Source organism: Mesorhizobium sp. M0306 (genome assembly GCF_040321655.1).
Classification (GTDB): Bacteria; Pseudomonadota; Alphaproteobacteria; order Rhizobiales; family Rhizobiaceae; genus Mesorhizobium.
In genome coordinates this window covers 25130-43371 of the sequence record NZ_JAMYRY010000015.1, presented here as the reverse complement: position 1 = coordinate 43371, position 18242 = coordinate 25130, and the positions used below count along the sequence as shown (strand labels likewise).

The 18242-nt window shown below is 60.7% G+C and carries 23 protein-coding genes; 19 read left to right on the top strand and 4 right to left on the bottom strand.

The window, feature by feature from the left end:
• Positions 1 to 14: 14 nt before the first annotated feature.
• Together NKI95_RS20370 and NKI95_RS20365 are read right to left on the bottom strand one after the other, a co-directional pair.
• On the bottom strand, positions 15 to 947 hold the full coding sequence (locus NKI95_RS20370) for a LysR family transcriptional regulator (RefSeq protein ID WP_352719075.1): 933 nt from the start codon (positions 945 to 947) through the stop codon (positions 15 to 17).
• A gap of 3 nt (positions 948 to 950) precedes the next feature.
• Entirely contained in the window at positions 951 to 1733 is a 783-nt protein-coding gene (locus NKI95_RS20365; RefSeq protein WP_352719073.1) for a L,D-transpeptidase, read from the bottom strand.
• A gap of 174 nt (positions 1734 to 1907) precedes the next feature.
• Here NKI95_RS20365 and NKI95_RS20360 point away from each other — a divergent pair, with 174 nt between their 5' ends.
• The 16 genes from NKI95_RS20360 to NKI95_RS20285 all read left to right on the top strand — a co-directional run bounded on the left by NKI95_RS20360 (position 1908) and on the right by NKI95_RS20285 (position 13679).
• Complete coding sequence (locus tag NKI95_RS20360; protein ID WP_352719072.1) at positions 1908 to 2555, top strand: type III secretion protein; 648 nt, start codon at positions 1908 to 1910, stop codon at positions 2553 to 2555.
• Positions 2556 to 2572: 17 nt separating this feature from the next.
• Positions 2573 to 3202 (top strand): hypothetical protein, encoded by a 630-nt coding sequence (locus NKI95_RS20355; protein WP_352719071.1) that lies wholly within the window; start codon positions 2573 to 2575, stop codon positions 3200 to 3202.
• A gap of 22 nt (positions 3203 to 3224) precedes the next feature.
• Positions 3225 to 4052 (top strand): type III secretion system inner membrane ring lipoprotein SctJ, encoded by an 828-nt coding sequence (sctJ, locus tag NKI95_RS20350; RefSeq protein ID WP_352719070.1) that lies wholly within the window; start codon positions 3225 to 3227, stop codon positions 4050 to 4052.
• Positions 4049 to 4669 carry a SctK family type III secretion system sorting platform protein gene (locus NKI95_RS20345; RefSeq protein WP_352719068.1) on the top strand — a complete coding sequence of 207 codons (621 nt, stop codon included), beginning with the start codon at positions 4049 to 4051 and terminating at the stop codon, positions 4667 to 4669. The genes sctJ and NKI95_RS20345 overlap by 4 nt, the downstream gene beginning before the upstream one ends.
• A 5-nt stretch (positions 4670 to 4674) precedes the next feature.
• Positions 4675 to 5292: a type III secretion system stator protein SctL gene (sctL, locus tag NKI95_RS20340; RefSeq protein ID WP_352719066.1), complete on the top strand. Its 618-nt coding sequence runs from the start codon at positions 4675 to 4677 to the stop codon at positions 5290 to 5292.
• Entirely contained in the window at positions 5289 to 6647 is a 1359-nt protein-coding gene (locus tag NKI95_RS20335; protein ID WP_352719065.1) for a FliI/YscN family ATPase, read from the top strand. The genes sctL and NKI95_RS20335 overlap by 4 nt, the downstream gene beginning before the upstream one ends.
• Complete coding sequence (locus tag NKI95_RS20330; protein ID WP_352719064.1) at positions 6634 to 7122, top strand: hypothetical protein; 489 nt, start codon at positions 6634 to 6636, stop codon at positions 7120 to 7122. Before NKI95_RS20335 ends, NKI95_RS20330 begins: the two co-directional genes overlap by 14 nt.
• Before the next feature lie 155 nt (positions 7123 to 7277).
• On the top strand, positions 7278 to 8264 hold the full coding sequence (gene sctQ / locus NKI95_RS20325; protein WP_352719063.1) for a type III secretion system cytoplasmic ring protein SctQ: 987 nt from the start codon (positions 7278 to 7280) through the stop codon (positions 8262 to 8264).
• Positions 8257 to 8910, top strand: coding sequence for a type III secretion system export apparatus subunit SctR (gene sctR / locus NKI95_RS20320; RefSeq protein ID WP_352719062.1), 654 nt, complete (start codon positions 8257 to 8259; stop codon positions 8908 to 8910). The genes sctQ and sctR overlap by 8 nt, the downstream gene beginning before the upstream one ends.
• Positions 8911 to 8928: 18 nt before the next feature.
• Positions 8929 to 9198 (top strand): EscS/YscS/HrcS family type III secretion system export apparatus protein, encoded by a 270-nt coding sequence (locus NKI95_RS20315; RefSeq protein WP_352719061.1) that lies wholly within the window; start codon positions 8929 to 8931, stop codon positions 9196 to 9198.
• Between the two features lie 9 nt (positions 9199 to 9207).
• Positions 9208 to 10023, top strand: a complete 816-nt coding sequence (gene sctT, locus NKI95_RS20310) for a type III secretion system export apparatus subunit SctT (protein WP_352719060.1) — start codon at positions 9208 to 9210, stop codon at positions 10021 to 10023.
• 163 nt (positions 10024 to 10186) lie between these two features.
• Entirely contained in the window at positions 10187 to 11029 is an 843-nt protein-coding gene (locus tag NKI95_RS20305; protein ID WP_352719058.1) for a D-glutamate cyclase family protein, read from the top strand.
• A gap of 608 nt (positions 11030 to 11637) precedes the next feature.
• Complete coding sequence (locus tag NKI95_RS20300; RefSeq protein ID WP_352569963.1) at positions 11638 to 11865, top strand: CopG family transcriptional regulator; 228 nt, start codon at positions 11638 to 11640, stop codon at positions 11863 to 11865.
• The gene (locus tag NKI95_RS20295; RefSeq protein WP_352719057.1) at positions 11862 to 12299 is read left to right on the top strand and encodes a TA system VapC family ribonuclease toxin; all 438 of its coding nucleotides are present in this window, start codon (positions 11862 to 11864) and stop codon (positions 12297 to 12299) included. The genes NKI95_RS20300 and NKI95_RS20295 overlap by 4 nt, the downstream gene beginning before the upstream one ends.
• 70 nt (positions 12300 to 12369) lie before the next feature.
• A complete protein-coding gene (locus NKI95_RS20290; protein WP_352719056.1) occupies positions 12370 to 12690 on the top strand; it encodes a hypothetical protein in 321 nt (106 codons plus the stop codon).
• Between the two features lie 131 nt (positions 12691 to 12821).
• Positions 12822 to 13679, top strand: coding sequence for a protein-L-isoaspartate O-methyltransferase family protein (locus NKI95_RS20285; protein WP_352719055.1), 858 nt, complete (start codon positions 12822 to 12824; stop codon positions 13677 to 13679).
• Positions 13680 to 13688: 9 nt separating this feature from the next.
• Here the strand turns inward: NKI95_RS20285 and NKI95_RS20280 are convergent, their stop codons facing one another.
• Together NKI95_RS20280 and NKI95_RS20275 are read right to left on the bottom strand one after the other, a co-directional pair.
• Positions 13689 to 14150: a glutathione S-transferase family protein gene (locus NKI95_RS20280; protein ID WP_352719054.1), complete on the bottom strand. Its 462-nt coding sequence runs from the start codon at positions 14148 to 14150 to the stop codon at positions 13689 to 13691.
• Positions 14151 to 14622: 472 nt separating this feature from the next.
• On the bottom strand, positions 14623 to 15723 hold the full coding sequence (locus NKI95_RS20275; RefSeq protein WP_352719053.1) for a pyridoxal-phosphate dependent enzyme: 1101 nt from the start codon (positions 15721 to 15723) through the stop codon (positions 14623 to 14625).
• 60 nt (positions 15724 to 15783) lie between these two features.
• Between NKI95_RS20275 and NKI95_RS20270 the strand changes: the two genes are divergently transcribed.
• The 3 genes from NKI95_RS20270 (at position 15784) to NKI95_RS20260 (ending at position 18226) form a co-directional block, all read left to right on the top strand.
• A complete protein-coding gene (locus NKI95_RS20270) occupies positions 15784 to 16266 on the top strand; it encodes an Lrp/AsnC family transcriptional regulator (RefSeq protein WP_352719052.1) in 483 nt (160 codons plus the stop codon).
• 292 nt (positions 16267 to 16558) lie between these two features.
• Positions 16559 to 17251, top strand: coding sequence for a TetR/AcrR family transcriptional regulator (locus NKI95_RS20265; RefSeq protein ID WP_352719051.1), 693 nt, complete (start codon positions 16559 to 16561; stop codon positions 17249 to 17251).
• A gap of 111 nt (positions 17252 to 17362) precedes the next feature.
• Entirely contained in the window at positions 17363 to 18226 is an 864-nt protein-coding gene (locus NKI95_RS20260) for a TauD/TfdA dioxygenase family protein (RefSeq protein WP_352719050.1), read from the top strand.
• The last annotated feature ends 16 nt before the right edge of the window (positions 18227 to 18242 follow it).

Below are 18242 nucleotides of genomic sequence, written 5' to 3'. Positions count from 1 at the left end.
CAGCCAGTCCAATCCTAGCGAGCATCAGCTTTCTGGGCCTTGCTGGTTCTCGCGGCATACGCGTTTGCGACACAGGCGGCCAGCTTTGCCGCCCGCTCTGCTGCCGGATTGGATGGTTCGGAGGAGTAGGAGGCGGTAAACTGCAGATCGGACGGATGCCATTCGCAGTCGACAATGCGCAGTTTACCGCTTGCGGTATAATCCTGGACGACGTCCTCCGGGAGAGAGGCTATGCCGATACCGTTGAGTGTCATTTTGATGGAAGCGGCCAGCGAATTGGCGGGAAAGATGCGCGGCGTCTCTTCCAGTTCGCCGGTCAGCTTGCGGTAAAGTTCGCTGTAGGGTCTGGTGGTGCGCGCATAGCTGATGATTGGAAATTGCATCAGATCAGTCAGCGTCAGCTTGCCTCGGTGGGGCAGTTTCAGTTGCGGTGAGCAGACCCACACGAGCGGAAAGGACGGCATCTCGATATTCTCGATGCTGTGTTCAAGAATAGGGCCCATCAGCACCGCAAGATCGAGTCGGTGGGACATGAGTTCGTTGCGAAGGGTCGTTGTCGCATCAACCACGATATCCGTATCGACAAGGGGATAGTTTGCTTGCAGTTCCCTGAGGAAATCCGGTAGCCAGGTGTGCACGATGGTTTCGGCAACCCCGAGCCTAAGCACCCCTGCCGTCTCTGAAAGAGAGCTGGCCGTCAGCTGCAGCCGTTCCGCTACGCGCAGAACCCGTTGAGCAGGCGGCAGCAGCCGTTGTCCCTGAGCAGTCAGCCGGACATTGCCGCTCTGCCGCTCGAACAGCTTGGCACCCAGCGCTTCTTCCAGTCCGGCAATTCGGTTGGATACTGCGGGCTGCGTGGTGTTCAGGCGTTCGGCCGCCTTCCGAAAGCTTCCGAAAGTCGCCACCAGGAGAAAGGTTTCGAGCTGCTTGATGTTGAAAGGGATCACAATTCAATGCCGGACAATAATCTGAGCGCCGACCTTTACGCGCTCATACAGGTCGATAACGTCTTCATTGGTCATGCGAATGCAACCAGAGGAGTTGGCCTGTCCGACGGTCCATGGCTGATTGGTGCCGTGGACGCGATAAAGCGTGCTTCCGATATACAGTGCCCGTGCGCCCAATGGGTTGTTCGGGCCTCCGGCCACGTGCGCAGGCAGGACCCTGCCTTTTGATGCTTCTCTGGATCGCATTTCGGCCGGTGGCCGCCAATCTGGCCAGTCCTTCTTTTTCGAAATCGTGTCGCGACCGGACCACTCCAGCCCCTCCTTGCCAACCCCCACCGCGTATCGCAGCGCTTTGCCGCCCCCCAGGATGTAATAGAGGCGCCGCTCCGTGGTGTTGATAACGATCGACCCCTTCGGCTGGGCCTCGCTGAATGTCACGACCTGCCTGGGAATCACTGACCGCCCGGGCACGATTTCTCCGTCCGACTGCAGGCCGGAAGCGCCAGGGGAGACCAGCACATTTCTTCCCCGATCGTATGTCCAGCTTCTAGGGTCATAACCGCTGTTCGATTGGGCCTGCGCCGACGCGATGGCGGCCATCGACGCCACGGCGACCAGAACCGATGCACTCAATCCCTCAGAAAGACGCGTTGCCACAAACCTTTTGCCTCGAGGAACGCCCGCGGGCACGTCCAAGTTCGCGAGCAGGCTGTTGTTTGCCGTCACCGAGACCACTCCCTTCCACATTGAACCGACGATCCCGAACCAGGTGGTAACCGATTCCAACGCGGCACCATATCGGCTTGCGGATCGTTCGCAACATTTGGCACAGGTCGTTGATATGTAATCCAATTGGACTTCCCATTTTCGAGTGTGCGCGATAGAATGACATCGGCGGACAAGCTATGAAGTAAGCGAGGCGGGGGTCATCACTCGTGGGTCGCTTGCGATAGGACCAATGTGACGGGACGCGGTATCTACCATGCGGATCGGGTGTCGGGAGGCAGGGCTACCCTTGTCGCCTGCGGCCTTGCCGTTATTCTGGCGCTCGGCTTTGACTCGCAGCGTGCGTCCGCTGCCGAACCGCGCTGGCCCCCTGGCCCTTACAAATACATCACGATCGATCAGTCGGTGACAGACGCGCTGGTTGAGCTCGGCCGCAACATGCGGGTGCCCATGCGTGTCAGCAAGCTGGTAAAGGGGCGCCTGAGCGCCGGCATGCCGGTTGGAACGGCCCGCGAGTTCCTCGACGAGATATGCAATCGATACGGGCTGGTCTGGCATTTCGACGGTATCGTCATGAACGTCGCGACCGAAGCGGAAGTCCAGACGGAAATGATCCCGCTTGATCCCAACATGGCTGCTGGCGCCGAAGACAGGCTTTCACGGCTGGGCGTCAGTGATCCGAAGTTTCCAATAAAGGTTTCCAAGCAAGACGATGTCATCTCGGTATCGGGGCCGCCATCCTACATCGAACTCGTCAGGAAAACGCTCGGGGTTGCTGCCACGCCGAGCACCAAGCAGGAGACTGGCAAAGCTGTGTCCGTTCGCGTTTTCCGCGGAAAGCAGGCGGAGGCGCAGATTGTCCCCTCCGCCAAACCGAACTAGAACAGGAGGGCAGATTCATGCAAATCGCACCGATTGGAGCCCTAGAGGCTACGCTTGCAAACTTAACCACCAGCATAAGTTCGCAACAGCAAATCACCGTCGGCGCGGCAGCGCAGCCCGGTAACCGAATGGTGGGCGCCAAACAAGAAAAGCACGATGCCGCGAAGGTCAGCACGCCTGAGCGCAGTGATGTCGCCACGCGGGCAGGTCACCAGGTGGCGCAGACGCCCGGCACCAATCCGGCAATAGGCGGACAGACTTCCAAACCGGAGAAGACCGAGCCGGTCGTCGAACACAAACTCTTCGACTACATAGCCGAGACGGAGAAGGCTGCAGGTGAGGTGTTCACGGAACCATCGGCTCTGTTCGGTTCTGCCGTCAAGTCGCTGGAAGGAACCATGCAGCAGGTCCAGAAGGCTCTTGGCCAGGCTAATGCCCCCCCAAGTGCTGAAACGGCCGCCAGGCAGGATCGCGCCGACAAGACGACCCCGTCCGGCAAGGAAGGCGAAGACTCCCCAGCCAAGAATGCAGAGCAACTCCTGGAACGATCGATTTCGGTGATGTGGGCGGCCGCCAATCTCGAGGTGGTTACGAGCAGCGTGACGGCTGTCACGTCCTCCACCAGCACGCTGATCAAGCAACAGTAAGCGCCGCGGAGTGTTCGCGCCCATGCCAACCTCGCTGCGGCGTTTAATGCGATTGAATCGATGCGGCGCTAGGTGTCGCGTTGCGCTCGTTGTCTTGGGTATGCTTGTGCTCCAGGCGTGTTCGGTGGAGTTGTATTCCAACCTCAACCAACGGCAGGCCAACGAGATCGTGGCCACGCTCATGCGTCACGGGATTCCAGCCCAACGCGAGGCAGGCAAGGACGGCAAGATGACGGTTTCCGTACAGAAGGGCCGCTTCGCCGAAGCTATGGCCATTCTCGACGAGAGCGGCTTGCCCAAACAGGAATTCCAGACGCTCGGTGAGGTGTTCAAGAGGGATGGGCTTGTGTCCTCGCCGGTGGAAGAGCGGGCAACGATGATCTACGGCTTGAGCCAGGAGCTGTCTCAGACGATCTCGGACATCGACGGCGTGCTTTCGGCTCGCGTTCATCTCGTCCTGCCCGAAAACGATCCACTGAGGCAGCAGCTGGTACCGTCGTCCGCCTCCGTGTTCATCCGGCATCGCGCATCCGTTCCGATGAACGAGCTCATCCCGCAGGTCAAGATGCTGGTGGCCAAGGGCATCGCCGGACTGACCTATGACAATGTTTCGGTCACCCTCATTCCGGTTGCAGCGACAGCCCCCAACCAGGAAACCGGCGAGGCTGGTTTCATCACCTTCCTCGGCCTGTGGCTGCATCCAGACAGCGTCGCCGCCGCGATGTCGCTGTTTTATGGCATGGCGGCGGCCATATTCGCGCTGGCTGGTCGGTTGGCCTACATGCAGTGGTATCGACGGCCCGGCGTCTACGCGCTCGATGCTCCCGCAATGCCGGTGAAGAAAACATGACCCAGCGCGGCTCGGAGCAAACTGCCAGCCCGGAATGGCAGGCATTCATCTCCAAACCCGCGTCTTATGTGGATGCGGCTTGGCTCGCGGAGTGCTTTGACGGCGCGATCGGCGAGGCTGCCTGCGAGCGCATGCTGGGCTCGCAACGCTTGCAGGAGCGACTGTCGAAGCTTCTGCTCGACCGGCATAGGCTCTCTCGAGTGGTCGAAGAGCCGGCCGATGAGGTAGATCGAGCGATCGCCTTATCGTCTGGCGAAGAGTTGGAGGAACTTGCGCTTCGCTCGGGCGCGATCTACTGGGCTGGGAGTCTGGCCGCAGTCATTGTTGGGCGTGAAGCGGCCGCATTGCAGGCGGCGCTTGGGGCTGATCTGTGCGCTTTCGCCGTCGCCAACCGCGATCTGGCCGGCCGGATTGAGCGATTGGGGCCGCTGGAAGACATTTCCGGTCGCGTCTACGCCGACGGCCTGAGCTGCCTTGGCGCCTGGTGTCAGATCATGCCGAGCGATACGAGCATGCGTGTGCGTCTCAAGCTGATGCCGCAACAGCTCATCCACCAGCCGTCAGTCGAACAATTTGCCGAGGCCGGCCCCGCGATTGTTCGACGAGCGATGAGCTAGACGAGATGATCGAATCGGGCAAAGCGCCGGAAGCTCTGGTGAGGCGTCCCTACGCTCGGATCCTGCGGGCCGCCGAGGTGCGCGCTGTGCAGGATGGGCATGCGTTTCTCGATGAAGCAAGGCGTGATGCGCAGCAGTTGCGCGACGCCGCTCGGCGAGCCTATGCGGCCGAATACGCGCTGGGCTATGACGACGGCAAGGCGCAAGGCGATGCTGAGGCCACACGGCTAGTCAGCGAGACGGCGGTCAAGGTGGATCGCTATTTCAGTGGGCTGGAATCCGAAGTCGTTGGCCTTGCCGTCGACATCGTCAGGCGAATTCTGGGAGAATTCGACGTCGGCGCGCTTGTCGCCAAAGCCGCAAGACAGGCGGTGACTGAAATCCGCCGCGCCAGATACCTGAAAGTCCGAGTTCATCCCGCGTCCATCGAAAGGGTTCGTAATGAGCTGGACGCAGTCTTGCGCGAAAGTGATCTGGGGATGACGGTTGAGATCGACGCGGATGATGCGCTGGCTCCCGACGCCTGCATCGTTTCGACCGACTTTGCCGTCGTCGACGCGAGCATCGACGCGCAGCTCAAAGCCATAGCTGCCGCGATTGCGTCGAAGACGGAGGTCCGATGACCGCGCCCGCCGCTGATATCGAAAGCCGTCTGGCCTCCATCATCCCGAATTTGCGTTCGGGCCTGCGCGACGATACCGGCCGGCCCAGGAAGGGGCGTGTACGGCGGGTCGCCGGCACGGTCATTCATGCGACTGTGGAGGAGGCACGGATCGGCGAGATATGCGAACTCGTCGACCCTAGGACCGGAAGGGTGACCAAGGCGGAAGTCGTCGGCCTCATGGACGAAATGGCGATCCTTGTTCCGCTGGGCGATTTGGCCGGTCTTTCAAACCTGACTGAGGTCGTGGCGACCGGAAAAGACCAGCAGGTGCCCGTCGGCCCCAGCCTTCTTGGTCGCGTGATCAGCGCGCTTGGCGAGCCATTGGACGGCAAGCCGCTTTCGCCGGACGGCATCACCGGCAGCTATCCGGTCAATGCCTATCCGCCATCTCCGCTGGAGCGCAGCTTGATTTCCGAGCCGATCCAGCTGGGAATTCGCGCCCTCGATGGGCTGCTCACTTGTGCGCGCGGGCAGCGCGTCGGCATCTTTGGCGAACCAGGAGTGGGAAAGTCGATCCTGTTTTCCGATATCGTCAGCGGCACCGATGCCGATGTCGCCGTGGTCGCCCTTGTTGGAGAGCGCGGACGTGAGGTGCGCGAATTCCTCGAACAACAGCTCGGGCCGGAGGGGCGGGCGAGGGCCATTGTCGTCGTTGCGACCTCCGACCGTCCGGCCATCGAGCGTGTCAAGGCCGCCTATGTGGCGACCAGCATTGCCGAATATTTTCGCGACCAAGGCAAGCATGTGTTGCTTGCAATGGACAACATAACGCGGTTTGCCCGTGCGCAGCGCGAGATTGGCCTGGCCGCGGGCGAGCCACCGACGCGTCGCGGTTTTCCGTCTTCGCTGTTTGCGGTCTTGCCCCGTCTGCTCGAGCGGTCAGGCCCCGGTCGCGTGGGATCCATCACAAGCCTCTACAGCGTTCTTCTTGAAGGCGACGGTACGCTGGATCCTGTCGCCGAGGAAGTTCAGGCGCTCCTTGATGGCCACGTCTTCTTGTCGAACGAGCTTGCGCAGCGCAACCATTTCCCGGCCATTGATGTCTTGCGCAGCCGAAGCCGCCTCATGGATGCGGTTGTGGAGCCGGCACATCGGTCCGACGCCAGCCACCTGCGCGAGCTGCTTGCCCGCTACGCCGACATCGAGCTTCTCCTGCGCGTCGGTGAATACGAAAAAGGCAGCGATCCCGTGGCGGACGAGTCGGTGGCGAAGATCGATGCCATCAACGCCTTCCTGCGTCAGGCGTCCGCCACACATGAGAGCTTCGAGAGGACACGCCAACTCATGCGGGAGATCGTCGGTGAAAGATCGTGAGATGATCGCTCGATTACGCGACCTCAGGCGCCGGCGTGAAGACCGCGCAAGGGAAGAGGTGATCAGAAGGCACGCCGCTGTGGACCGGGCCGCGAGGGAGGGTCGGAAGGCGGCCAGTGCGGTCACGGAGCACCTCCAGCGTACGGTCGATGCCGAAGACGCAGCGTTCGGCTCGCTTATTGGGCATCCGATAAAGGCTGCCAGCCTTCACCGGCTACAGGGACGGTTCGAAATCGCCGCCAGAAAAACCGAGCAGTTGCGGGAAAACGAGAAGATGGCGGGCGTTGTCGAGCAGCAACGGAAAGCGGAGCTGTCGGAGGCCCGCAATGATCATCGTGCAACCATGAAGGCGGTGACGAAGCTGGACAGGTTTTTGGAGCTTCTGACCAAACGCACCGCACGGCGTTGCCAGGCGCTTGCCGAGCTTTCCGAGGAAGAGGAGCGCGGTCCAACGCGCCTGCCCACAGAACGATAGCCCAGTTTGTGATCGTGAATATGGATGTGATGCCCCAATCCTTCGCGTCGGGAAAAACGAAAGCGCAGGTAAAGCCGGCAAAACGCAAGACCTCACGGTCAAGCGTTGGCGAGCGGCTGATGCTGGACTCTGTCGCGTCTGTCGACGTTGGCGCATTGAACGCCTTCTACCGCCGGCGCGCGCCCGCGGAAATCACGATCGCGGGCCAGGCCGTGGCGATTGCCGCCGTCTGGCCGGCGCCGAGCCCTGCCGACCAGCGGTGGTGCACCATTGCGTTCTCCGTCGGAGACATGATGAGCAAATTGCGCCTGCCGCTTTCTGTGGTCGAACGGGGCTTCGCCAGGGCAGACGAACTGGTCGACATGAAGCGGCTGGCCCCAGCTCACGCCGCACTGCTGCTGGAATCCACGTTTGAAGAGGATCTCGAACGGGTCGAGGCCAAACTGGGCGGGAGCATCACGCTCACCTCGGTCACACAAGCAGATGCCGTTTCCATTTCGGGCGAGACCCCGTTGGCTTTTGTCCTGACCGGCAGTCAGGAAACGATTGACTGCGTCTTGAACACGAATGACGCCGGCCTGGCGGTGCGGATCGGCCGTCTTTTGGACGAGATCGCTAAGGCCAGACCGCCGATCCCGGCCGAATTTCCTCTGCTGATCTGCCTTCGGCGTGGCACACTCAAAGTAACCCTTGGCGAGCTTAAAAGCCTCCAGGCTGACGACGTGGTGCTTTTCAGGAACGAGGCGGAAGAACGAAATGCGGCACTCATCATTGCCGAGCGCCTTTATGCGCCGGTCGCCCTAACGGCCGCCGGGCCGCAATTGCTTGCCGCGCCGAGGGCTATCGCCGGATCGAATTGGGAGTGGACCATGAACCAGAACACGCCGCCGCCAGCCGGCCAGACTTTGGAAGAATCGACCCTGGACGAGTTGCCGGTCGCGCTTGCCTTCGAGATCGGCCGCACGGCAATGCCTCTCGGGGAGGTGAAGCAGCTTGCGCCCGGCACTATTGTTCCGCTCGCCAATGTGACGGAGGCGATTGTCGACATCATCGCCAACGGCAAACGTGTCGGCCGCGGTGAGATCGTGCGGATCGGGGAAAGCCTGGGCGTGCGGATCGTGCGTATGTTCGATAATGCTTGAGAATTCGCCCAATCTCCTTGGGATTCTGATCGCCGTCGGCTTTGTCGGGTTGCTGCCTCTGGCGGTCGTCACGATGACGGGATTCTTGAAGATCTCGGTCGTGCTGTTTCTCATCCGCAACGCGCTCGGCGTCCAGCAGATGCCACCTAATCTGGTGCTATACGGCATAGCGCTTGTGCTCACGGTCTATGTCACGACCCCGTTGCTGAGCGAAATGTCGGGCCGACTTCAGGAAGGGCAGATTCAGTTCCAGACCACGGACGACCTCGCCAGAGCGGCGCAACTGGTCAGGGAACCATTGCAGCGACACCTCATGAAGTTCACCCAGCCGCAAGAGCGGCAGTTCTTTCTCGATGGAACCAGCCGCCTGTGGCCGGAACAGGCGCGGCAAAACCTGAAGGACGACGATCTCTCGATCCTTGTTCCGGCCTTTGTCGCGTCCGAGCTAACCCGTGCCTTCGAGATCGGCTTCCTGCTTTATCTTCCTTTCCTCATCATCGATATCGTTGTTGCCAATATCCTGATGACGCTCGGCATGATCATGGTCTCGCCGGTCCTCATATCAATTCCTCTGAAACTGTTCCTTTTCGTTGCCATAGATGGCTGGTCGCGGCTGATGCATGGCCTCATCCTGAGTTACGGCTGACGCCGATGGGAGGGTTGCATGAGCAATGACTTCATCCTGGCAAAGGTCCAAAGTGCACTTCTGACGGTGCTGTTCGCATCCAGCCCGGCGATCATTGCGGCGCTGGCGGTCGGCATCCTCGTCGGCCTTGCCCAGGCGCTGACGCAAATTCAGGACCAGTCGCTGCCGCAGACGATCAAGCTGGTCGTGATCCTGCTGGTCATCATCGTCTTCGGTCCTTTGCTTGGACAACAGATCGCGCAACAGGCCTCGACGGCGCTGGACGAATTTCCCGTCGTCACGCGTTGAGGCACGCGGATGCCGGTCGAACCACTCTTCGCGTCCGTCAAAGAGCTTCAGGTCTATCTTCTGGCAGGCGCATTCGCGCTCGCTCGCATGACCGGTTTCATGCTTCTGATGCCGCTTTTTTCGCGTGTGCCGTTATCAGGTCTTCTGCGCAACGGCGTGGCGCTGGCGCTGGTGGTTCCGGTCTTTCCGATGATCGTGAGTACGCTGACCAACACCGACATCACGACCACGATGATCGTGGTGTACATCCTCAAGGAGGTGGTGGTCGGCGTGACGCTCGGGCTCACGATGGGTATACCGTTCTGGGCAGCGGAGGCTGCTGGCGATGTCCTGGACCTGCAGCGCGGCTCCACGATGGGGACGCTGATTGACCCGATGATGACGCATGAGACGAGTGCCACCGGCACCTTACTCGCTGTCATCATGGTCACGGTCTACCTGGCCGCCGGAGGTCTGCAGCTTTCCCTGACCAGTCTCTACGAGAGCTACGGCCTGTGGCCGATCGACCAGCTTCTGCCTGTATTCAGCAAGGATGCTGCGGGCATATTTCTCGGTCTGCTGAATCGCATCCTGGCGATGGCGCTGAACCTCGTCTTCCCGCTCATTATCAGCATGCTCCTGTCCGACATTGTGCTGGCTTTCCTGGCGCGGGCCTCTCCGCACCTGAATGTTTTTGCACTGTCGCTGATCGTCAAGACGCTGGTCTTCAGCCTTGTCTTTGTACTCTATGCGGCTTTCCTGCTCTTTTACATGAACCGGGATCTTGGCTTCCTGCACGAGGCGAGCCGACAGATAGAAGCGATCGGCTGCCGCAGCTGTCAATGAGAACAAATATGAGCAAAAGCTAATAATAAGCGCCATCCTTCGCCGGCCAATAAATACGATTTATCGATGAGGAAAGATTCTGATGATTTGACAACTGACCAATCCGCCGATGATCTTACGCGCTCTCGACGTGTCTCTGAAACGTGCATATCCGCTGGAAGCCATGGCTCGCCCGATCACTTCATTGATCTACGAGGATTTGCGAATGGTCGATGCGGACAGGCTACGCAGGCTCGTCAGGATGGGTGCCTATGAAGGCCGTACAGGAGGGCTTGCGCGCGGCAAGCTCCAGGCCAACGTCGTGATTGTGCCCCGCAGCTTTGCCGCCGATTTCCATCAGTTTTGCGTCCGCAATCCGAAACCCTGCCCTTTGGTGGGCGTGAGCCGTGCGGGCAGCCCATTGCTGCCAGCGCTGGGCGATATCGATATCCGTACCGATGCGCCACAGTACAGCATCTATTACTTCGGCGAGATGATCCGGCAGACCACAGACATCATCGACCTGTGGCGAGATGACTTTGCGGCTTTCGCGCTCGGCAGTTCGCTCACCGTCGAGGCCGCACTTATCGAAAAGGGCGTGAAATTCCGGCGCATCGGCCGTGGAAAAACCGCCCCCAAATTCCGCACCAAGATCGAGACGTCTCAAGTCGGACCGTTCGGTGGTGAAATGGTCGTCTCAATGCGCCCGATAAGGTATAGCGACGTCGACAAGGTTCGCGCGCTCACCGCGCGTTTTCCCCATGCGCACGGGTCTCCCATCCATGTCGGAGAGCCTACGATGATCGGGGTCCGAAATTTGATGGCTCCCGACTGGGGCGATGCTGTCGAAGTCTTGGAAGAGGAGGTGCCTGTATTCTGGGCCAGCAGCCTGACCGCCCAAGACGCTCTTGCTCGTGCCGAACTCGCGATCTCGATCACAGTGTCGCCGGGCCATATGCTGATCACCGACGTGGACGCACGGGCGCTGCCTTGGCCTAATGTCGCGCTTGGCGCGAGCTTGCAATGATCGTGCTCAAGTCAGAGCTTGCCTGATCCAACGCGCCGAAGCACCTCGACAGCAGGGCGGACGGGATGGCCTCTGACAGCGGACCCCACCACGGCCTTTCGCGAGAGCGCTGACTGCGCCTCGAAGCTTGGTAGTCATAGTCGTGCATGACTCTCGCGAACAGTAGGTCAGCGGTGATGATTTCGGACTGTACTTGATTGAGCTCATTCATTTTATCTGCCGCTCTGGCTGGGGCTTCTGGCTTATTCGCCGGCCCAGCTCAGTACATCAACCTTCGGTAGCGGTATAAGGTTCCGGAACTAATCCCGCCTGAGAGCTGGTGCGGGAACCTGTAACTGAGCGCCGGATCCTGTGTGTTGTTCCGGTGCTATGGTTGAAGTGGGAAGGAGACCGAGAGGATCCTGGTCGTCCTCTTTTGAGGACAGCCCGTGGTATGGCTCGGTCCCTTCCCACCGATGAACCATCAACCTGAACAGATGCACGGGGCTGTAGCCAGCAGACCCCGCACGTGTTCCACGCAAAGTCCGCCGGGTATTCGCACCGCTTGAGCATCCGACGTTGCTGCTCTATATGATGCGTGATGTTTGATGCGCACCAAGGAGGGCGATATGAGAACCACACTGGCGATCGATGACGATGTCCTGGTCGCGGCCAAGGCCATGGCCCGGCAGCAGGATCGCAGCCTCGGCGAGGTCATCACCGATCTCGCTCGGCGCTCGCTGCGCCGGCCTCAAGCCGGCGGCGAGCGCAACGGGATTCCTCTTCTGTCGCCTCGGCCGGATGCACCTCCTGTCACGCTTGAGACGGTCAACGCCTTGCGAGACGAACTGCCGTGACGTTCCTGCTCGATGTCAATGTGCTGATCGCGCTGATCGATCCTGGTCACGTCGCTCATGACGACGCGCATGGCTGGTTCGAAGTGACCGGTAACGCCGCATGGGCTACGTGTCCCATCACTGAAAACGGCGTCCTGCGCATCGTCGGCAACCAAAGATATCCCAATTGTCCCGGCTCGCCCGCCGTCGTTGCGCAAATCGTTACCAAGTTGCGGACTCTGCACGGGCACAGCTTCTGGCCCGACGATGTGAGCCTGGTTGGCTCTGGCGACATCGATGCAGCGAAAATCCTGACATCGGCACAGGTCACTGATACCTATCTTCTCGCGCTCGCCAAGGCGCGTGGCGGCCAGCTTGCAAGCTTTGACCGCAAGCTGTCGGCGGCGGCCGTGAAGGGCGGGAAGTCTGCACTGCACCTGATTCCCACAGGGTAGACCGCCGGGCTCTTTCTGTCTGTTCTGCATCGTCGAACCGCCGCGGTTTGAGATAGGTGCAGCGCGCAGAATGTTTCTGATCAACGCCCTCGCAGAGGCACCGCCGAGCCGGAAGCTTGCCGGCCTATTTCTCATCGCAGCGCCCTTTGCCGGCGCTGGCGGTTGGCCGAGTGAAGACATCAGGCCAACAACCGAGCTCGGCGCGCGACTGCCTACAACGACGCCAATCTACCTCTATCACGGCAGCAAGGACGACACTGCGCCGTTTGCGCATATCGATCTTTATGAGAAAGCAATACCCGGCGCGATCGTACATCGGCTCGACGGTCGCGATCACCAGCTCAATGACGACTTGGCCGAGGTTGCCGCCGGTGTCCGCGCCTTGATATGAGGCGGGGCTCTGCCCAGTCGAACCTTGCACACCGTCCGACGCCCATGACGAAAGCGGGATAGGGGACCCTTTGCCGCCGTTCGGTTTTCTGAAACGATAATTGAGTACGTGCGATCCGGAGCCGATATTCCATGCCGACAAGAATCGATGCTAGTGAAGCGCGCCGATGGTTTGCCGAAGACCTGCGTGTCTCATCACCTGTTTTGCACAATCCTGCGGTCGTCGAAGCCTTCGCAAAGGTTCCGCGCGAACACCACGTCGGCAACGGGCCATGGCGTATCCATTCGAGATTGCAGATCGGGGCGGTCCATACCAGCCCTTCAGCCGCACTTCATGAGATTTACCACGACGTTCTGGTCTCACTTGACGAAAAGCGCGGACTAAACAGCGGCCTGCCGTCGCTTTGGGCATTGGTTTTCGACCATCTGAACATCGCTCCCGGCCAGACCGTCCTTCAGGTGGGCGCCGGTGTCGGCTATTTCACCGCCATCCTCGCTGAACTGACGGGTTCTGAAGGACGCGTGATCGCCTATGAGATCGATGAAGAACTCGCCCGGCGCGCGCAAAGCAATCTTGCTCATTACGTCCATGTCGAAGTGATGTCCGGTGATGCAACGCAGGCAGTTGATCTGCCAGACCTCGATGTGGTCGCGGCCTTTGCCGGAGTGACGCACGTGCCGGAACGGTGGCTTTCGAATTTGTCCGACACCGGTCGGATGGCGCTGCCGTTCACAGGTGAAGACCAACGAGGTTTCATGATGCTTCTGGAAAGAGCTGGCTGTACGTTTCCTGTAAGATCACTTATGCCATGCGGGTTTTACCCCTGCAGCGGAGCTAGGCGCAGGGACGAAGAAAAGGCGTTGATGGCCGCCCTCAGAGCTGCGCGAGGCAAGGTCACTGGTCTGGCGCAATACCATCGGGGCCGACCAGCAAATGGCCTTGAGAACGCTTGGCTAGTAACGGACGCATACTGGATTTCGAAAGCCTAGAGATCGATATCAATCTCGCGTGTCACCGTCGTAGGGTGTGGCACGCATTGAAGGGCGTTCCACGAAGGATCTGTACCATTGTGTCAGTCGTGGCCTCCCCTGCAAGAAGTCCGGCAATCCCCGGAATTCCAGCCAGCTTAGACAAGTGGCGAGCGCGATGTGGCCGACATGGAGCGGCGCGTCGAATTCGACCTCGCGTTCCACGAAGTTATAGGATTCGATGAGCTTCATCGCCATGCCTGCGCCCAAGGCAGGATAACGCAGATGTTCAGGGCGACGCTCGTTTTCCCAGCGGATGGAAATGCCTGCGTCGCACATTCCGCCGGCGAGCGCCTGGAGACGCAAGGCGGACCATTTTGCTCGCCCTTTTTCGGGGATGAGCCGACGACTGCTTTCGAGATCGTCGAGATAGCCGCAGATTACGCTCGAATCGAAGATCGTATAGCCGTCGTTGAGAACGAGAGCGGGCACCTTGCCAAGCGGATTGCAAACACATCATCGTTGCGATTGATGGGGCTCGTCTCCTGATGAATGACGCGCAGACGTCCGGCAAGCCCGGCCTCGTGGGCGAAGACCAGAACCTTGCGCGCGTAAGGGGAGTGGGTCTGGTAAACGAGTTTCATGGACCCGTTCTGTGTTGAGGTACCGCTCATTCTCGTTCTTTCACTAGGTCAGTACTGGCCGGTTCGTTCCGGAGTGAGGTTTTTCGCAACAGAAATGGTGCGACGGAATTGGCCACGGGCTTTTGCCATGCTCCAGCGCCGCGACGGGATGTTCCCACGATGGCGGCGACCCCCTCCGCAATCTCATCGAATCCGAATTCCGCAACTTCGCCGCGACTGATGCGGTGGTGCGTCCTCCCTCGAATCCGGAACGCGGGCAGGCAGGCAGTTCGCGGCCCAGCCGCACTTTCTCTCAAATGGTTCCCGGTCCGGCGCCATCGTCATGCGTCCTTCTCCAGTTCGGTCTCGGTCACGATGATCAGCACCCGGCTCGATCCATCGAGCGCAAGCTCCTGCGACAGGCCGGAAGCTGCGACGGCTGTGGCAAGACCGGCGAGGCCGGCGGCACCCGACGGGGTTGTGCCGGGACCGTTTGCCTCGCGAATCCGGTTCACCGCGTCGGCAAGCGCTGCTTCGGAGACGGTTATGACGCGAGCGTCGCCTTGGCGGAGCACCTCGAGCGCCGATGCGGCCGCTTCGCCACAGGCGAGCATGTCCGCCGACGTTTTGAGATCGCCGGATATCCGGACGGACCGTCCTCGCGACAGCGCGGCCGCGACGCAGGCCGCGGCCTCCGGCTCGACCACGACGATCATGGATGGAGGCATCAACCAGTCTTTCAGCCCTGCCGTCAGGGCGGCGGCAAGTCCACCGACACCGGCCTGGACGAAAAGGTGGGTTGGCCTCAGATGGCCGACCTCGTCGACCTGGCGGCGGATTTCCGCAGCAAGCACGCCATAGCCGGCCACGACATCTGCAACAGCTAGATCGTCCGGGTCTGTCGAGGTGTCGGCCACCAGAATGCCTTCTCCGGCTCGGGCCGCTGCGGAGGCCCGGTCCACGGCATCGTCGTAGGTGCCGTCGACCCACACGATTTCGGCCCCTTGTGACTCGATGCGCCGGACCCGCGTCGCAGGAACGCCCGTGTAGAGGTATATTCTTGCCCTCCCACCGGCAAACTTCGCCGCCGCCGCAACGGCAAGTCCGTGATTGCCCGCGCTGGCCGTGATTAACGCCGGCAGGGACGTCCTGGCCCGCGCTGGAGCGAGCAATTCATCGATATCCATCCCGGTAGCCCGGGCCAGAGCGCACAGACCGGCATAAGTGCCGCCGAGGGACTTGAAGCTGCCCAGGGCACGGTGGCCCTCGTTCTTAGCAAGCACCTGGGTCACATCCAGGTTCGCAGCCAGGTTCGGTAGGTCGAGCAGCGGTGTCGGTGCATAAAATGGCGACAGGCGCTGTAACAGCGCCGCAATGTGATCTGGGTCAAGGCCCGGCCGTGTTTCTGTGGTCATGAGGCGAATTTCTATCCCGGAAACCACGCCGGTTGGCGCCTATTGTCGTTGCCCACCTGCCTGATTTCGTCATAGATGCCTGTCCTCATGACGAAAACTGCCGCCCTCGATCGCTTCGACCATGTGCTGCTGTCGCTGGTTCAGCGCGATAACCAGACCCCGGCGAGGCGTCTCGCCGAGCAGGTCGGGCTTTCCCAGAGCGCGGTTCTGCGCCGCCTGCGCCGGCTGCGGAAGGATGGCGTGATCGCAGCAGACATCGCCGTCGTTCGCCCGGCGGCCGTGGGCCTGCCGCTAACCGTTCATGTGCTCGTTTCGTTGGAACGGGAGAGCGCTGTCGAGTTGGACGCCTTCATCGGCAAGCTTCGTGGGCGCTCGGAGGTTCGTCAGGCCTGGTATGTCACCGGTGAAACCGATTTCGTGCTCCTCCTGCAACTGCCAGGGATGGAGGCTTACGAAGTCTTCGCGCGCGAAGTCTTCCACACCGATTCGAACGTGAAGGCGTTCCGCACCATCGTGACAATGCGGGAGGTGGTCGGCGCAGTGGATGCGCAGCCGCTATCCACTGCCTGATTGCGGCGTGTCGCCGGCAAGCCGATTTGCCCTGCTTTGACCCGGAATATCAGTCAAGGGCGCGAACCCGGTTTGAAGTTCGATACGCCCGTTCCTGTATCTACTTACCCGCCCCACCGAGCCAATGGCTGCTGCCGAGATGCGTCGCGAAATGTCTGCACCTGGCGCAAATTAGTCCCACCTGAGCGTAGAAGAAGATCCATGTACGACGGGTACATCCCATGACATTGTATGGTAGCAACGCTGTCTGTGCCGACCGGCGGGCGGTTGCAGCATGTTTTTGATTGTCGCGATGGCGAGCCGCATGGATTTTGGAAGGGATATGAGAGCCAGCACTTCAGGACCTCCCGGTGACGAGGCGTACTCCACCCGCAGCAGAATCAAAGAGGTCGCTGCCGAGTTCTATGTCCTGCGCGGCCACGACGGTTTCAGCTTCGGCGATATAGCGATCGCGATCGGCACGACGCGGGCTAACATCCACCATCACTTCGGCAACAAGCGTCAATTGATGGAGGAATTGATCGCGGACTTCGCCGCCAACGCCGAGGCCCGGATCAAGCGCTTCTGGACGACGCCCGACGCCCGGTTCTTCGACCGGCTCGATATGCAGCTCGAGGACCTGCGCCGCTTCTATGAACGTTTCAACGCTGAGACGGGAGCCCGCAATATGTGGAGCCCGCTTTCGCGCCTTCGCCACGACCTCCCGGTTCTCGGCGAACCAGCCGAACATGCGCTGGAGCGTGTCAACCGGGTCTATGAACAGAGCCTACGCCATGCGGTGGACCAGGCTGTGAAGGATGGAGAACTTTCTCCCGAGACGCTCAGGGACGAACTCGTCCACATGCTGCGCATTACCCTTCTGTCCTGTCCACCGATGACGCAGGACACCGGAAGCTTCGACGAGGTCGCTAGGACCTTCGCAGCACTGGCGGCGATCATCCGCGCAGCTTGGCAGGATGCGGGGAAGGGCTCGCGTCGAGGCTAGACATCCAGTGGATCAAAGCGGGGGCGAGTTGACAGATGTTAGTCTCCAGGTTACTTACTTGCAGGTAAGTCAGCCCGTGGCGGCGACGAGGCGCGTACAAGGGAGGATCACGTGCTACGCGATGACGAATTCACCCGTTTCGAGGTCAGCCCCTTCACTGGAGCGCTCGGTGCAGAAATCCGCGGGATCGATCTGGCGAGCGCGAGCGAGGATGCTTTCGAAGACGTTCGCCGCGCGCTCTACAAGTACCATGCGCTCGCCGTGCGCGATCAGGAGCTTGACGCCGCTGGCGTCCACAAGGTCGCGCGCCGGTTCGGGCCATTTAGCGGCAATCCGGTGCACACGCCGATCGACGGCTTCGACGACATCGTGCGCTTTGTGCGCGAGCCGGACGACACAGGCAAGGTGATCGGCGAGGACTGGCACATGGACCTCGCCTGGCTACCAAAGCCGCCAGGCATTACGATCCTCTATGGCGAAGAGGTGCCGCCGGTCGGCGGCGACACCTGCTTCTCCAGCCTAGAGAAGGCGTACGACTCGCTTTCGCCGCGGCTGGTCGAAATCCTGCAAGGGCTGACGGGCGTCCATAGCGGCCGCGGGGTCTTCGCCATCAACGCGGCCCATAGCCGGCTCGGCGTCAAGGCCGATGTCGAGGCGATCGAGAATGCTATCGTCGAGCACCCTGTGATCTGTCGGCACCCCGAGACTGGCCGGCGCTATGTCTTCGTCAGCAGCGTGATGACCAATTTTAAGGGAATGACGGAGGAAGAAAGCAAGCCGATGATCGACTTCCTGATGGCGCGGGCTGTCCGGCCCGAGTTCAACTGCAGGCTGCGTTGGGAACCGAAGACGCTCGGCATGTGGAACAATCCTCACGTCCTGCACACTGCCATCAACGATTATCCCGGATATCGCCGGGTGATGTACCGAACGACGGTGGAGGGCACCGTTCCACTTGCCGCCAGGGACGGCTGACGCGCAACCGCTCAGG

Bases quoted from the DNA above. Each gene is read 5' to 3' on its own strand.
- NKI95_RS20355 (WP_352719071.1), top strand. From the start codon at position 2,573: ATGCAAATCGCACCGATTGGAGCCCTAGAGGCTACGCTTGCAAACTTA.
- sctJ (WP_352719070.1), top strand. From the start codon at position 3,225: ATGCCAACCTCGCTGCGGCGTTTAATGCGATTGAATCGATGCGGCGCT.
- NKI95_RS20345 (WP_352719068.1), top strand. From the start codon at position 4,049: ATGACCCAGCGCGGCTCGGAGCAAACTGCCAGCCCGGAATGGCAGGCA.
- sctL (WP_352719066.1), top strand. From the start codon at position 4,675: ATGATCGAATCGGGCAAAGCGCCGGAAGCTCTGGTGAGGCGTCCCTAC.
- NKI95_RS20335 (WP_352719065.1), top strand. From the start codon at position 5,289: ATGACCGCGCCCGCCGCTGATATCGAAAGCCGTCTGGCCTCCATCATC.
- sctR (WP_352719062.1), top strand. From the start codon at position 8,257: ATGCTTGAGAATTCGCCCAATCTCCTTGGGATTCTGATCGCCGTCGGC.
- NKI95_RS20315 (WP_352719061.1), top strand. From the start codon at position 8,929: ATGAGCAATGACTTCATCCTGGCAAAGGTCCAAAGTGCACTTCTGACG.
- sctT (WP_352719060.1), top strand. From the start codon at position 9,208: ATGCCGGTCGAACCACTCTTCGCGTCCGTCAAAGAGCTTCAGGTCTAT.
- NKI95_RS20305 (WP_352719058.1), top strand. From the start codon at position 10,187: ATGGCTCGCCCGATCACTTCATTGATCTACGAGGATTTGCGAATGGTC.
- NKI95_RS20300 (WP_352569963.1), top strand. From the start codon at position 11,638: ATGAGAACCACACTGGCGATCGATGACGATGTCCTGGTCGCGGCCAAG.
- NKI95_RS20290 (WP_352719056.1), top strand. From the start codon at position 12,370: ATGTTTCTGATCAACGCCCTCGCAGAGGCACCGCCGAGCCGGAAGCTT.
- NKI95_RS20285 (WP_352719055.1), top strand. From the start codon at position 12,822: ATGCCGACAAGAATCGATGCTAGTGAAGCGCGCCGATGGTTTGCCGAA.
- NKI95_RS20270 (WP_352719052.1), top strand. From the start codon at position 15,784: ATGACGAAAACTGCCGCCCTCGATCGCTTCGACCATGTGCTGCTGTCG.
- NKI95_RS20265 (WP_352719051.1), top strand. From the start codon at position 16,559: ATGGCGAGCCGCATGGATTTTGGAAGGGATATGAGAGCCAGCACTTCA.